Raw genomic sequence first — 15,315 nt, 5'->3', positions numbered from 1 at the left:
TACGGACATTTTTTATTGCATCAACTGCGCGTAATAACTCCAATAGAATTTCCCGCCGCGCATTTCTGGCGCGTGGCATTGGCAAATTCCTGCCAGCGCAATTAAGCGTTCGCCATTAAATACCAACGGCACATAAGGTCGCCACCAAATTGGAATTCCCTGCGCCTGATACAAGCGTTTTAATTCACCTGTTTGTCCGCTGCCGCGCTGACAACGTATTCCCGTTACGCCAAAGCGTATTTGCACTATTTGCGATTCGATGCGCTCGGCTGGCAGCCATTCTAATTCACCCAATCCATGCGGCAATTCTAAAGTCGAACGGACTGCGCCAATTGACCATGCTATCGGCGCAGCATTCGGCGCTGGCGGTGGTGGCAATGGCGACAATGCAAATAAATCATTACGATAGCGGCGAACGATGCAGCCAGACCATTTCACCAATGGATTCGCATCAGCGCGAGCAGTCAAAACTTCATTCTGAATCCGCTGCAAATAACGTGTCTGTGGCGCAATAAAACCGCCGCGTTTTAACCATAATCGCAATACCGCATGTTGCAGCGTCAATTCTAATTGCAGCAATTGCGCGATATTCAATGTTCCGCGCCGACTTCCGCCAAGCTGAATCAAAGTTTGCGCTGCCAGTTGTTCAACCAATTGTGCTGCTTCTCCGCAATGATGCGCACTGCGTGATAACGTGGTGTTTGCGGCTGGCCAACGTTGCAGCAATTGCGGAATAATGTGATGCCGTAAATAGTTGCGATCAAAGGCAGTGCATTGATTGCTGGAATCTTCAATCCATGTTAATCGCTGCAATTTAGCATATTCAATTAATTGCGCTTGCGGCGTTGACAGTAATGGTCGCACCAATTGTCCAGCGCCTAATGTTGTGACTACTGGCATTGCGGCTAAACCCGCTATGCCGCTGCCGCGTAATAATGCCAGCAATAGCGTTTCTGCTTGATCGTCTTGATGATGTGCGGTCAGTAAACATTCGTTGGCATTTAATACGTCGATAAAGGCGCGATAACGCGCTTCTCGCGCAACCGCTTCAATACTTTCACCAATACGCGGTTGCAAATGCAAACGACGAATGACGAGCGGAATAGATAACGCTGCGCAATGGGTTTGACAATGCGCTGCCCATTGTGCGGAATCGGGATGTAATCCGTGATCGAGATGAATGGCATGTAATGCGCCCGGCAAGTGTTCGCGCACTGCTGCGGCAGCATTTAATAATACGGTTGAATCCAAGCCACCACTAAAGGCAATCCAACAGCGTGATGTTTTTTTGAATGGCGCAAAAAATGTGGTTAATGCTATTGGATGAAACGTTTTCATTTTCGATTTTGGCGCATTAATTCTGCGCTTTTGGCAAATCGCGCAGCGTTTCTTGAAATTGCAAATTGGACAGCGCCAGCTTGATTGATTCACTGACGGCAATGGCGAGGGTGCGCAATTCTCGAAACCGGTTGGCATCCAGCGCCGTGTGACTGCCGATATGCAGCAAACCCAGCGTCGTGCCGCGCACGGTCAGCGGCACACAGAAAAACGTTGGCGGCGTTTGATCGAGGAAATGCTGACAGGCCAGCGCATCGCCGTCGGCGGAGACTTCGTGCAATTTGCCGCGCCGCAGCGCCCAGCATTCGTGCGGCGAAAAAGTTGATGGCAACCAGTCTGCGGCATCGCCCCACACGGCAACGCAGCGCAAGTCCTCTTCAGTCCCGTTGCTTTCCCCGCTCACCGCCAGCGTTCCGAACATGTCGGCAAAGAGTGCCGCTGCGCCCTGCGCGATAATCGGATATGCCTCTTCACGAGTCAGGCACGACAGCAGCAAATCGTTCATGTGATTGAGGGCGCTCATCTGCGCGTCGTGACGTTTCAGCACGGCGAGACTGACGCACAATTGTGCTTCTATCACGCGCCGTTCTGAGATGTCGGTGTGCGTACCCGCCATCCATGTCGGTTGTCCAGCGGCATCCCGCGCCGTCACCCGTCCCCGCGCCAGAATCCAGCACCAGCCGCCGTCCTTGGTGCGCAAGCGATGTTCACTTTGGTAATAAGGCGTTGCACCAGAAAAATGCGCCTGCACTGCCGCCAAACAGGCTGGCAAATCATCAGGATGCACGCGCTGTTCCCAGCTTTTCACCGACGGCGCAATTTCGTCCAGCGTATAGCCCAGCATTTCCGCCCAGCGCCGATTCATCTGCTGCTCGCCGGTAGCGACATTCCAATCCCAAAATCCATCGTTGGCACCATCCAACACGCGCTGCAAGCGTTGTTCACTCGCCTGCAACGCCCGTTGCGCCAGCATCTGCGTCGTGATGTCTTCATGCGCAATCACCGCGCCCAATTGCGCCCCACTTAGCGGCAGCACCCGCATTTCAAACCAGCGTTGCTCGGTGGGCGAATCACAGGAATAAATCAAATTGAAAGTATCCCGCGTCCGCGCCAGCACCTGTTGAATGCCCTGCAACGCAGCCTGCGCGTCCACGCCGTCTTGACCAGACATCACGCGATTGCAGACCGTTAAATAATTGACACCGGGCTGGCAGTTCACATCGCCGCCATTTTCATCCGCAAACCGCTGCCAATTGGCGTTGACCAAAATAATCACGCCACGCTGGTCAAGCACAGCAATTTGTGCCGTCAACGAATCCAACACGTCTTTCAGCAGAATTTCCTGCGCCCGCCGCGCATCTTCGGCTACGCGCCGCGATTCAATATCAAGCAACGCGCTGAGTTTATGGGCGGATTCCAATTCTTCCGCGCTCCAGTGCCGACTGTGATGGGCAACGGTCTGCTGCCATGCAGCGAAGGATTGGCGCGGACTGATGCGCCCATCGGATTCGATATTCATCGCCTTGTCTGGATTGCCGCCCCAAGTGATATGGCGCAATTGCTCATCACGAAACCACATCAGCTTGAGCGGCAAGGTTGCTTCTAATGGCAACAACACCACGCCAGCGGCGCTACCAACCAGATTGTTGGCATCTTCCAGATGGGCGCTCAGGCAATCGGTGGCAAATAATTGATCTGCCGCGATGCCGGGCTCGGCGCTCAAACGCGCAACCAGCTCAAGAATCTGTGCGGGCGCTGGCGTCACGCCGCCGGTGCTGACGTGACCGTCTTGAATCACCGCCACGCCGTCCGCTTCAACTGCGCCCAGCAGCGCGGTTAATTCCGGCTCGTGCAGCAATTCCGTCAACCGTCGCCCGTTGCGCATCGCGGCAATCACCAGCTTGCGGCAGTGCTTGAGTTGTGCCGTTTTACGCTGGCGCTGGCGCTCTTCCAACAGCATGATTTGATGCGATAAATCTCGCGCCATCCACGCCACAATCTCGCGCAACTCGCCAGAAATCTGGCGCGGCATCGTGTGATGACAGGCAATCAACCCCCAAAGTTGCCCGTCGTTTAACAGCGATGCCGTCAACGTGGCCCGCACGCCCATATTGCGCAGATATTCCAAATGCACTGGCGACACGCTGCGCAACTGACTCAGCGACAAATCCAGCGGCTGCGCCGTGATGGGATTCAACACCGGCACCAGCGGCGAAGCCATGTAATCAATATCCACAATCACCCGCGTGGGGCTGCGCAAATACAGTTCTCGCGCCTGCGCCGGAATGTCGGAAGCGGGAAAATGCAAACCCAGATACGGCTCAAGATCGGCGCGTCGCGCTTCCGCCAGCACCTCGCCGTGCCAATCGTCGGCGTCGAGGCGATAAATCATCACGCGGTCATAGCCGGTGAGTTGGCGAAACAGCGCGGCAGCGGTTTGGAGACGAACGGGCAACTCCGCTTGTCGTTGCAGCGCCTCAAATCCGCGCACCGCCTGAATCAAAATGTCGCGCAGGTGCGGCGCATCCGCCAATACCGGTTCTAATTCCAAAATGGTCAACGCATCCGCGTGATGAATATGTCCATTAAAAAGTTGTATTCCAGACGGCGCTTGCCAATGAAATGCTGCTGGCGCAGCGGGTTGTTCGTGATCCCGCACCAATGCGAAATGCACCGCATTTGCCAACGCTTCACCCAATACCGTCGCCAATTCCTGTTCCAATAATGCACTCGGCGCGAAACCCAGCCATGTTTGGCAATTATCCGACACCTGCGTAATGCGCAGCGTTGCGCCATATAACGCCAATAAAACGCCGTGTGGTTGAATAGAACCGGGGATTTGAATTGGCTCCGCTTCGCATTGATTCAAATCGGGCAGCGCGGGATTTATAAAATAATCAGTCATGGTTTCATGCGCTCTACAAAGTTAAAAATAACAATTGCCGTTATTCAATACACATCGACAAATAGTTGCAATACAATCTAATGCTATCCCGCAGCCACCACCCGATTTCGCCCTCCTTCTTTTGCACGATACAACGCTGCGTCCGCTTGTTTTAATAACGCAGTTGCGCTAACGCCCAGTTCATTGGTCACAGCGACACCAATAGAAACGGTAATCGCCGGTAATTCGCCGCCTTGATGCAATACCCGCAACTGCATAATCGCACTGCGCAGTTTTTCTAAACATTTCTGCGCATTTTTAAGATCAGTATTCGGCAATACCAACGTCAATTCTTCGCCGCCATAGCGACACGCCAGATCACTCGCTCGCACCGTATCCCGCAATAATTGACCGATGGCTTGCAATACTGCATCTCCCGCATCGTGACCATAACTATCATTAAAACGTTTGAAATGATCGACATCCAACATTGCCACCGCCAACGATTCACCGCGTCGCTGGCAGCGATTGAGTTCACGCGGCAAGGTTTCATCTAAATAACGGCGATTAAATAATCCCGTCAAGCGGTCGCGCATCGCCTGCTCGCGCAGCCGTTCCTGTAATTGGATATTTGCCAGCGACAATTTAATTGCTTCACTCACCGTCATCAATAAAGTTTGTAATTCACGACACTGCGCGGTTGTGAGCGTTTCCATCGTATTGAGATGTAATAAACCGAGCGTTTCACCGCGTACACTAAGCGATGCACAAAAATAACTGCGCGGTGGCGAATGCGTAAAATGATGACACTGCGTAACAGAAGAATCATCAATGACTGCGTGGCATTCACCGCGCCGCACTGCCCAACAATCGTCAAATAAAAATTGGGATGGCAATCCATGATTTTCACCCCAAGTAGCGACACAATTTAATTGCGTGGGTTGATGATCATCGCGGATTGCTAATCCGCCGTTATAACCCGCAAACAGTTGGCGAGCGCTGCGTTCAACGACTGCATACGCCTCACTGCGTTTCTCGCATGACATCAGCCATTCATTTAAGCGATTCAGCGCCATCATTTGCGCATCATGGCGTTGAATTTCTTCTAAACTTAACTGCAATGCTGCTTCCGCCCGTCGCCGGTCAGTAATATCGTGAATGACAGAATGGAGCAATAAACGATCTTCCAAATGTAATGGGCTGGAATGCACTTCTACTTCACGCACTTCGCCATTAGCGAGGCGATGTTGAAAATGAAACACTGACCGCTGTTCCTGTTGTGCTAACAGCATTTCTCGCGCAAGTTGCTCTGGAGAAAGTATATTGATGTCATAAATTTTCATGCGATGCAGTTGCGCAATTGAATAGCCGTAATAATCGCTGGCAGCGTTATTGGCATCGACGATTTCTCCGCTAAGAGGATCAATCAACAGCTTAATCACTTTTGACTTGGTAAAGAGAATACGAAACCGCGCTTCACTGTGCGCAAGTGCCGCTTCATTGCGTTTGCGTTCAGTAATATCCGCAAAAGAAACCGCGACGGCTTGCACTGCTCCACTTTCCATATTACGAATGGGTTCGCTGTTCACCAATAACCAAGTAATGCTGTGATCTGGTTTTACAATGCCCATTTCTATATCGCGCTGCACAATACCAGTTCGCAGCGTCACCACTGAGGGCCATTCCGTGCTGCGAAAGGCGCTACCATCCGCCCGAATAATTCGCCATTGCCCATCATCAATAGCGCGTTCCTGATATTCCGTTGGGAATAAACCCAGAATACGAGCAGCCGCCGGATTGCTTGTAATGAGAGTGCCTTCGCAATTATAAACTGCTACCCCTTCTGCTAATGCTGCTAATGCAGAACGGTGACGTTCTTCACTATCGCGCAGCGCCGTTTCAGCGGCTTTGCGGTCGGTCAAATCAAGGACGGTGGCTAATAACAAATGCTGATGAGTGCGAATCAGTTGGTCAATATGAATTTCTACTTCACACAATTCGCCATTAGCGCGGCGATGCCACGCAGTTTTAGTGGTGATGAGTGCCGTTGGTTCGGTACTAATCGTGGCAAATAATTTCTGCAATACGTCACGCGGAGTAACGCTAAAATCCCAAGCATATTGTTGTCGCAACATGGCGCGAGATTGACCATAAAACTCAGCGGCAGCTTGATTCGCGTCGAGAATGCGTCCGCTATTGGGATCAATTAAAATTTTGATTAAATGCCGACTCTCAAAAATTGCGCGATACAGTCCAGCAGCATCTTCTAATGCTTGGCGCGTTGCGCGGCGCTCAGTGGCATCTTCATGATCCAAATGAGCCTTCCTATTTGATTAGATGTGAGTGCCTGAGCACGCATCAAACCCCAAAAACAAGTGCCATCCTTGCGTTTCAGTTCTACTTCGCCATTAAAAAGTTCACCGCGATTAATCGTTGAATATGCCCGCTGACCCAATGCTAAAAACTCGGCATAATTCGGATAAATAATCTCAGTCGAAACATCATTCATTTCACCGGCGCGTAACCAAATAACAGTTCAGCACCACGATTAACGCGAATAAAGCGGCGATCTTTTACAAAAAAGATGCCCACAAAAGCGTTATCCAGTAATATCCGATTTTCTTGTAGCAGTGTTTTGGTCTGCGCTTCGCTGGCGGTCAATTGTTGCTCGGATTGACGCAGCCGCTTATAAGGTTCTGTCATTGCTTCGGCATATACCGCCCAAAACACCAAACTTACGCCCCATGCTTTATAAATATGACCGAGTAAATTATTCAAATCAGCAAAGATAAAATGTTGTACTAAACTGAATTCACCTAGCAGCAAAATCAACAATCCGCTTGCCAATAAAGCATGAAAAACATCGCGTTTACGCTGCCAGTTTCTAGTGAGCAGCACCAATGCCGCCCTGAAATAACATCACTAAAATTTCAGCACCGAGCTTAAATGCTGTGATTTCGGGAACATTTAATGTATTTACCGTAAAACTTTGTGGCGCAGTTTCTGGAAATAAAATCCCATCAATAGTAATATACTAATGGATAGCATCGTGATAATAAGTAACGATGCGCGTTGACGATGCGTTAATATAATTTGTGCAGGCAATTCCGCTGCAGTTAAGAGTGCCAATGCGGTAATAAAACGGGCTGGGAGCCAGAAACTCATCGCTTGCATTAAGTCGTTGGTAGCAATGACATCTGGCATTCCGGGATAAGAGAGCGTTTGTGCAAAGTCGAGAGTAGCGGCAGCGAAAAAAGCACAGGCGAGGAGTTGTAAATGGGCGCTGCGAATATGCCCAAATGAAAACCAACCAACCGTAAAAATCATCAGTGCTGCGGCAATAGATAGCGCCTCCAGTAAATTATGTAACGGCAAATAACTGTGGAGGTCTTCAATAACAAATACTGGCAATAGCATGACCAGTAGGAATAATCCAACCGCTAGCCCCATTTGTATCAGCAAAGGTAGTGGTAAAAACAGGTGGCGAGTTGGTTTGTTGTCAGTCGATGAAGCAGAAGACCAGATCATCTATTTTTGCTCCACAATACATCTTGCTGCTTCCGGTTAATTGCTAATAGTCTATTCATTAAATCCCTGCAAGTGAATTGGATAATTTATGTTACACCGCGACGCGGCGTAACACAAAAGACAACATAAAATTAGCAGTTAGCTACTTTTAAAGCGCCCATAACCCATTAAACGTTTGTACCGAGCAGCAATGAGCGTATCTAGCGGAACTGCTGCGAGGGTATCCAACCGTTCAATTAACACCGCTTTAAGCGATTTGGCGACTGCATCTGGGTCACGATGCGCACCGCCAAGCGGTTCTTTAATAATGTGATCGACCAAACCCTGCTCCATTAGTTTATCCGAAGTAATCGCCATCGCTTCCGCCGCCAATTGCGCTTTATCTGCGCTTTTCCACAGAATAGAGGCGCAGCCTTCGGGTGAAATGACGGAATAGGTGCTGAATTGCAACATGCCCAGCCAATCACCGACACCAATGGCTAATGCGCCACCAGAACCGCCTTCTCCAACCACTGTGCATAGAATTGGTGTGCGCAATTGCGACATTTCACGCAAATTGCGGGCAATGGCTTCACTCTGACCGCGTTCTTCTGCGCCAATTCCGGGATATGCGCCGGGCGTATCAATAAACGTCAAAATCGGCAAATGAAAACGCTCGGCCATTTCCATTAAACGCAGTGCTTTGCGATAACCTTCTGGGCGCGGCATTCCGAAATTGCGGGCGATTTTTTCTTTGGTATCGCGTCCTTTTTGATGACCAATGACCATGACTGGACGCCCATCAAGACGCGCCAGTCCGCCAATAATTGCGCGATCATCGGCGAATGCACGATCACCGTGCAATTCATAAAAGTCATCGAATATGCGCCGGGTATAATCCAATAAATACGGGCGCTGCGGATGCCGCGATAACTGTGAAATCTGCCACGGTGTTAATCCCGAAAAAATCGTTTCGGTCATGGCAACGCATTTGGTGCGCAATCGTTCAATTTCATCTTGGATATTGATTTCATTATCGAAGCCCATTAAACGCAGCTCTTCAATTTTGGCTTCAAGCTCGGCGATGGGTTGTTCAAAATCGAGAAAGTTCAAGTTCACTTCCATTCAGCACCTAAATCATGGTTGGAATTAAGTCGATTTCAGAATCTAGCCTAGCGACGGCAATCCGTATAGGTTAGGTCGTTGCAGTGTCATACAGTGCCTGTAACAACACGGCACTTTCAATGCGATCAAATGCTGCTCGAACAGCATATTCATCTGCCAGCGCATCCTGAGTTTGCAGCCATTGCGTCAATGCTTGCGCGAGCGGATGTCCTTTAATTGCGGCATGACTCAACCACAGTGCACCGTTGTCGTTATCTCGTGCGATGCCGCACCCAGACAAATAACAACGTCCGAGATAGCACATTGCATCGGGATAACGTTGATTTGCGGCGCGAATCAGCCAAGAGACTGCTTCCGTTGGGCGCTCGGCATCGAAAAACAGCAATGCCAAATCGGTTTGCGCCAACGGATCGCCACCATCTGCTGCCAGCACCAGCGCGTGCTCGGCAGCCGTTAACGGTACACAAGCCAGCGGCAACACATCCGTCAAACTGACTTGGGTTTCCTCGCCTTGCTCGCTGATGACGGCGAGGCTGCCGCGATGGATATGACGCCACAGCGTGCGCTTGCTCAAACCAGTAAGCGCAGTGGCGGTATTGAGACTGATTGACGGCATGATGAATGTCCTGATGCAGCGCAAAAGTTCGCCTTGTCATGTGGATTGCTTCATCATTATCGACAGACAAACTGCGCTTCACACCCATTTAATGATTGGTTGCTGCTCATGACTGATGACGCCACTACTCCGCACATTCTCAGCAACGGTCACTATCGCGTGACCATTACCGCCAGCGGCGCGGGCTATTCTGCACTCGATTGGATCGCGCTCACGCGCTGGCGCAATGATCCCATTCAAGATGATCTCGGCAGCATCATTTATCTGCGTGATCTCGATACCGGCGATTTCTGGTCGCTGGGTCATCAGCCGACGCGCAGCGCGTCCACCCGTTATCACGCCGTCGGCAACGCCGAGCAATTTGTTTTAGAACATGAACATAACGAGATCGCTGCGCAAATGCTGCTGACGGTTGACCCAGCAGCAGATCGAGAATTGCGCCACATCACACTCACCAATCAGTCTGCGCAGCCGCGTCGAATTGAATTAACCAGTTATTTAGAAGTGGTGTTATTTCATCCTGATGGCGATGCGGCGCATCCGGCATTTGCGAAACTATTTATTCAAACTGAGCGCGATCCCATGACGGGAGCATTATTAGCGCGGCGGCGACCTCGCGCTGCGCATGAGCAATGGCCGTGGTTGGTGCATGGATTAGTTGGTGCGGTGGCGAGCGAATGGGAAACCGACCGCATGGCATTTATTGGACGCGGGCGCACGGTTGCCAATCCATTCGCATTAACTGACGCTGCGCCATTAACAGGAACGCTGGGCAATGTACTTGATCCGATCTTGGCACTGCGCACGGTGGTTGAATTGGCGGCGGGCGCAACGGTTGAATTAACTTTTATCACTGGCGCAGCAATGGAACGCGACACTGCGCTGGCACAAATTCCTTTTTCTGAGAATCAGAAAGCCCCCCTTTAGCAAAGGGGGGTTGTGGATTTATCTAATAAGCCCTCCTTTGATAAATCCCCCAGCCTTTGCTAAAGGGGGGGAAGAAGAAAAGCCCCCCTTTGAAAAAGGGGGTTGGGGGATTTAAAGGACGCGAATACACATTGAATTACATTGGAATGGCAGCGAATTACAGCGCCCGCCGTTGCCGTGGATTAACGTGATTGCAAATCCGCAGTTTGGGCTATTGATTAGTGAAACCGGCGCTGGCTATACCTGGTCGCGCAATAGCCAAGCCAATCGCCTCACGCCGTGGTCGAATGATCCGGTCAGCGATCCGCCCGGCGAGGCGTTTTATTTGCGCGATGCGGTGAGCGGCGCAGCGTGGTCGCCGTTGCCTGCACCGTGCCCAGCGCCGGTGAATTATCAAACTCGGCACGGCTTTCGGTTATTCCACTTTTCACTGTGATTTCAACGAGCTGGCGCAGGAGCGACCGTTTTTGTCACCGCGACGCGCCGCTGCGCGTGCTCCGACTCCAGCTCACCAACACCGGCGACGTGCCGCGCCAGCTCTCGGCGTTCAGTTATCAGCGGCTGGTCATGGGCAATCAGCCGCAAACCGACAGCGCCATCGTCACTGCGCACGACGCCGAGCGCGACGTTCTGACTGCCGTCAATCCGCAGGCGGGCGATTTTGCGGCGGAATTGTGTTTGCGGCAGCGCGGCTGTTTGGTGCGGAAATTGAGGCGCGAGCGCACAGCGGCGACCGGCTCAGTTTTATCGGGCGTCACCGCGATTTGACTGCGCCAGCCGCGCTGGAGCCGAACGCGCAGCTCGATAATCGCACCGGCAGCGGGCTTGATCCGTGTTTGGCGCAGCAGCTCAGTTTCACCCTCGCGCCCGCGCAGACGGCGACGGTGGTCTGGTTATTCGGCGAGGTGATGAGTGAGGCGGAGTTGACGGCGCTGCTGGCGCAGTGTCTAGACGCGCCAGCGATTGCGGCTGCGCTCGCTTCGGCGCAGGAGTTTTGGCGCGATGTGGTGACGCGGATTCAGGTGCAGACGCCGGAGCCAGCCATTGATTTGATGCTCAACGGCTGGATCACTTATCAAAATCTCGGCTGCCGGATTTGGGCGCGGTCGGCGCTGTATCAGTCCGGCGGTGCATTCGGTTATCGGGATCAATTGCAGGATGCAGCCGCGCTGGTCGTCATGCGTCCGGAGTTGACGCGCCAGCAGATTTTGCTGCACGCCGCGCAGCAATTCGTCGAAGGCGACGTGCTGCATTGGTGGCATCCCGCACCGATTGGACGCGGGCTGCGCACGCGGTTTGCGGATGATCTGCTGTGGCTGCCGTTCGTCACTGCGCACTACGTCCGCGTCACTGGCGATGCCGCGATTCTCGACGAAATGATCCCATTTCTGACTGCGCCGCTGCTCGCGCCCGGCGAAGATGAAGCCTATTTGCAGCCGCAGCCGAGCGGTGAAGTCGCTGATTTATATGAGCATTGCTGCCGGACGTTGGAGCGGTCGCTGGCAGTCGGCGCACACGGTTTGCCGTTGATGGGCACCGGCGATTGGAATGACGGGATGAACCGGATCGGGCGCGAGGGACGCGGCGAAAGCGTGTGGATGGGCTTTTTTCTGTATCGCATCCTCGGCGATTTCATGCCGTTGTGCGCAGCGCGAGGCGATGACGCAGCAGTGGCGCGTTATTCCGCGCATCAAACTGCGCTGGCCGCCGCTCTCGCAACCAGCGGCTGGGATGGCGCTTGGTATCGCCGCGCTTATGACGATGACGGGCTGGCGCTGGGTTCGGCGCACAATGCCGAATGTCGGATTGATGCGTTGGCGCAATCTTGGGCGGTGATTTCGGGCGCAGTTCCGGCGGATCGCGCTGCGCAAGCGATGGACGCGCTGGAGACGCAGTTGGTTGATGAGGACAATGGCTTGATTCGTTTGCTCACGCCGCCGTTTATCGACACGCCGCAAGACCCCGGCTACATCAAAGGTTATGTCGCTGGCGTGCGCGAAAACGGTGGGCAATACACTCATGCCGCATGTTGGGCGGTGCTGGCGCTGGCAAAATTGGGTCGGCGCGAGCGGGCAGCGCGATTGTTGGCAATGCTCAGTCCGGTCAGTCACACCGCGACGCCGGCAGCGGTGGCGCGGTATCGGCTCGAACCGTATGCGCTGGCGGCGGATGTGTACGGCGCAGAGCCGCACATCGGGCGCGGGGCTGGAGTTGGTACACCGGCTCGGCGGGGTGGTGGGCGCGAGTGGCGCTGGAGGCGGTGCTGGGAATCACGATTGAAAATGGGCGGACGTTGGTGATTGCGCCCTGTATTCCGAGCGAATGGTCGGGTTATCGCGTTATCTATCGGCTGCCGGATGATGTGACGACCTGCGTGATTGAAATCAAGAATGGAGCTGGCGCGGGGCGCGTGATTGGCGCGTGGTTAAATCCCCCCAACCCCCCTTTTCCAAAGGGGGGCTTGATTGCGGTGAATGATGGAGTGGCGCGAGTACAATTGCCGGCGAGTGGCGGCGAATATCAGATTACAATTCAATTGGGTTAAATAATGACCGACCAGAATTCAGATTTTGCGGATTGCAGTTTGCATGAACCTTATGCGTTGCAGGTGTTGGGCAATGAGATGGAGCCAGAATTTCCCGATCAGTGCATTGTGATTATTCGCCCGACGGATGTGTGCAAACATCAAGATTATGTGTTTGCTGAAGTGGAGAATGTGCGCTGGTTTCGCCAATACAGCAAAGATGAAAACGGCAATGAGCGGTTAATTGCGCTCAATCCGCTCTATCCTGAAATTGCGCTGACGGGTGTGAAGTGGGCGGTGCTGGGCGTTATTATTCAGCGCAATATCCGGCGGCAGATTAAGCATTACACATAAGCATTTTTGATGGCTTTATTTTTGAGTTTTGTTTGATACATCTTTTTGTCAGACTGGTGAATTAAAGCATCGAAATCTATCGCGTCATCAGGATAAATGCTAACTCCAATGCTTGCATGAATTGTAATCAATTCTTCAGAATTTAGTTGACAGGGTTGCGCGACAGCCTCACACAACTTATCAACTATTTTTTGAGCATTTTCTAAAGAGCCAACATCCTGCAAAATGATTAAAAACTCATCGCCGCCCAATCGACCTACATCATCCATCTCTCGAATTGTTTGCAGTAATCGTTTAGCAACGATTTGTAGCAATACATCTCCGGCTTTGTGTCCTAAACTGTCATTCACTTCTTTAAATCCATCTAAATCGCAAAACAGCAGTGCTAATTTAGCTTGATTTCGTGCTGCCAACGCCAATGCTTTTTTCAGTTTCTCCAAGATCAAAGCCCGATTAGGCAAAGCAGTTAAATTATCGTACAGCGCAGCTTGTTCCAATTTCTTTTCTAACGCCTTTTTTTCCGTAATATCACGCGCCATACAAATGATAAAGTTGGATTCTTCACTCTGACTTTTGAATGGTGCGTTAATCCATTCGCACAGAATTTTCTGTCCATCTTTCTTCAAATTCAAGTTTTCATGGTAAACCACTTGCTGTTCCCTATGCACCGCAGCAAAAACTTTTTGTACTGCATCCTGTTCGCCAATTGGAACAACCAGTAATACATTTTTGCCAAGCACTTCGTTTGCTTTCCATAAAAAAGTTTTTTCAGCTTCAAAATTCCATTTTAGGATGTGGTTTTTATCATTCAATATAATTAACACTAATGGCGCATGATTGAACATCGTATTTAATCTTGCTTCGCTAATTTTTGCTTTGCGATAAAAATAAAATAGCACTAAAATAATCAGTGAAATACCAACAAAATTGCCGCAGTGTAATAAAATTTAATCTTTAATTGTTTTAGGTCTAAGTCTGGATTAGAAAGATAAAGCAATTTTGTGACATCGAAATGCTCGGGCAACATCCCTAAATAATGATAGGTTTGTGCAATGTGCTGCCAACGCCCAACATTCATGTAACCGGGATCAATTAACTCTGGTTGCATTAAATCGTGCATTGCCTGTGCTTCAAATTGCAAATGCGCAATCGTATGACGCTGAGTGTATTTTTGATAAATCAATTGAACAATTTCGTCTGAATTTTGCATGGCATAACGCCATCCATGCAGTGTTGCTTCTCGAAAAGCCTTGACGCGCTGCGGATGCAGTTCTAATTCGTTTTCAGTGGTGAAAAAATTATCGCCATAAAAATCAATACCGCTCATGCGCGGGCTAAATAGATTATAAGCATGTTCCAATTGCTGAAGTTGATAGAGTTCATCTGTGGAATAAATCGACATTGCATCGGTTTTGCCATTGAGCAAATCGTTTAAGTCAAAACTATGATGCTGCATCACAAATGCTTTCTGTGTAAAACCTTCTTGATATAAATAAGCCAGCAATTCTGCCGAACTCGGTTCTATCATAACGTGATGACCAACCAGTTTATGAATGTGATTTATTCCCGAATCGCTTAATGTCACCAAGCTAAGTGGTGAATGTTGAAAAATAACCCCTAATACAATGACTGGATCGCCGCGATAGCGATTCAAAATCAATTCGCTGGTGCCAATACCAAATTGGGCGCGACCTGCAACTACTTCTTGCGTTGAATCGACTCCGGGCGCAGCTTCAATAATGGTGACATCCAGCCCCGCTTCCCGATAAAAGCCCTTTTCTTGCGCGGCATAATAACCAGCAAATTGAAATTGATGCTTCCATTTAAGTTGTAACGTTACAGGATCAAGTTGAGGTGCGGCACTCACTGCTAAATCTGGCAGCGCAATCAATAAAAAAGATATGATTAAATAAATAATATCTTTTTAGGTGGCGACAGTTGTATCATAAGCTGATGCACTTGATTGTTATCCTGTTAGTTGTTGCTTCAACTGCGTCATTCAGTCTTTTTATTAACGACGCGAAATGACAAATTAAATCG

At 50.7% G+C, this 15,315-nt stretch carries 13 protein-coding genes and 1 pseudogene; 6 read left to right on the top strand and 8 right to left on the bottom strand.

Features of this window, described 5'->3' with window-relative positions; all coding sequences use genetic code 11:
- Positions 1-12: 12 nt before the first annotated feature.
- The 6 genes and pseudogenes from tilS to CXB77_RS07000 all read right to left on the bottom strand — a co-directional run bounded on the left by tilS (position 13) and on the right by CXB77_RS07000 (position 9,470).
- The gene (gene tilS / locus CXB77_RS07035; RefSeq protein ID WP_105073331.1) at positions 13-1,338 is read right to left on the bottom strand and encodes a tRNA lysidine(34) synthetase TilS; all 1,326 of its coding nucleotides are present in this window, start codon (positions 1,336-1,338) and stop codon (positions 13-15) included.
- A 16-nt stretch (positions 1,339-1,354) separates the two neighbouring features.
- Positions 1,355-4,243, bottom strand: coding sequence for a PAS domain-containing protein (locus CXB77_RS07030; protein ID WP_105073330.1), 2,889 nt, complete (start codon positions 4,241-4,243; stop codon positions 1,355-1,357).
- Positions 4,244-4,326: 83 nt separating this feature from the next.
- Positions 4,327-6,537 carry a diguanylate cyclase gene (locus CXB77_RS07025; RefSeq protein ID WP_105073329.1) on the bottom strand — a complete coding sequence of 737 codons (2,211 nt, stop codon included), beginning with the start codon at positions 6,535-6,537 and terminating at the stop codon, positions 4,327-4,329.
- A gap of 190 nt (positions 6,538-6,727) precedes the next feature.
- Positions 6,728-7,639 (bottom strand): annotated as a pseudogene (locus tag CXB77_RS23665) (MASE3 domain-containing protein).
- Positions 7,640-7,888: 249 nt separating this feature from the next.
- Positions 7,889-8,848, bottom strand: a complete 960-nt coding sequence (gene accA, locus CXB77_RS07005) for an acetyl-CoA carboxylase carboxyl transferase subunit alpha (protein WP_105073491.1) — start codon at positions 8,846-8,848, stop codon at positions 7,889-7,891.
- 76 nt (positions 8,849-8,924) lie between these two features.
- Positions 8,925-9,470 carry a tetratricopeptide repeat protein gene (locus tag CXB77_RS07000; RefSeq protein ID WP_105073325.1) on the bottom strand — a complete coding sequence of 182 codons (546 nt, stop codon included), beginning with the start codon at positions 9,468-9,470 and terminating at the stop codon, positions 8,925-8,927.
- A 108-nt stretch (positions 9,471-9,578) separates the two neighbouring features.
- Here CXB77_RS07000 and CXB77_RS21480 point away from each other — a divergent pair, with 108 nt between their 5' ends.
- The 6 genes from CXB77_RS21480 to CXB77_RS06990 all read left to right on the top strand — a co-directional run bounded on the left by CXB77_RS21480 (position 9,579) and on the right by CXB77_RS06990 (position 13,275).
- Positions 9,579-10,397, top strand: a complete 819-nt coding sequence (locus tag CXB77_RS21480) for a hypothetical protein (protein WP_242445522.1) — start codon at positions 9,579-9,581, stop codon at positions 10,395-10,397.
- A gap of 172 nt (positions 10,398-10,569) precedes the next feature.
- A complete protein-coding gene (locus CXB77_RS23005) occupies positions 10,570-10,833 on the top strand; it encodes a hypothetical protein (protein WP_277949369.1) in 264 nt (87 codons plus the stop codon).
- Positions 10,830-11,165, top strand: coding sequence for a hypothetical protein (locus CXB77_RS23000; RefSeq protein WP_277949368.1), 336 nt, complete (start codon positions 10,830-10,832; stop codon positions 11,163-11,165). The genes CXB77_RS23005 and CXB77_RS23000 overlap by 4 nt, the downstream gene beginning before the upstream one ends.
- Positions 11,072-12,697: a GH36-type glycosyl hydrolase domain-containing protein gene (locus tag CXB77_RS21470; protein WP_277949367.1), complete on the top strand. Its 1,626-nt coding sequence runs from the start codon at positions 11,072-11,074 to the stop codon at positions 12,695-12,697. The genes CXB77_RS23000 and CXB77_RS21470 overlap by 94 nt, the downstream gene beginning before the upstream one ends.
- Positions 12,658-12,942: a hypothetical protein gene (locus CXB77_RS21465; protein WP_242445521.1), complete on the top strand. Its 285-nt coding sequence runs from the start codon at positions 12,658-12,660 to the stop codon at positions 12,940-12,942. Before CXB77_RS21470 ends, CXB77_RS21465 begins: the two co-directional genes overlap by 40 nt.
- Positions 12,943-12,945: 3 nt before the next feature.
- Positions 12,946-13,275 carry a S24 family peptidase gene (locus tag CXB77_RS06990; RefSeq protein WP_105073324.1) on the top strand — a complete coding sequence of 110 codons (330 nt, stop codon included), beginning with the start codon at positions 12,946-12,948 and terminating at the stop codon, positions 13,273-13,275.
- Here CXB77_RS06990 and CXB77_RS20280 read toward each other — a convergent pair.
- The gene (locus CXB77_RS20280) at positions 13,266-14,174 is read right to left on the bottom strand and encodes a sensor domain-containing diguanylate cyclase (protein ID WP_197711023.1); all 909 of its coding nucleotides are present in this window, start codon (positions 14,172-14,174) and stop codon (positions 13,266-13,268) included. The genes CXB77_RS06990 and CXB77_RS20280 overlap by 10 nt on opposite strands.
- An 8-nt stretch (positions 14,175-14,182) precedes the next feature.
- Positions 14,183-15,142 carry an ABC transporter substrate-binding protein gene (locus tag CXB77_RS20275; RefSeq protein ID WP_197711022.1) on the bottom strand — a complete coding sequence of 320 codons (960 nt, stop codon included), beginning with the start codon at positions 15,140-15,142 and terminating at the stop codon, positions 14,183-14,185.
- Between the last annotated feature and the right edge of the window lie 173 nt (positions 15,143-15,315).

Origin of the sequence: Chromatium okenii, assembly GCF_002958735.1 — a bacterium.
In the GTDB taxonomy this organism is placed as follows: Bacteria; Pseudomonadota; Gammaproteobacteria; order Chromatiales; family Chromatiaceae; genus Chromatium; species Chromatium okenii_A.
Note: the sequence above shows the minus strand (reverse complement) of the source record. Positions and strands in the feature narration are given on the sequence as shown.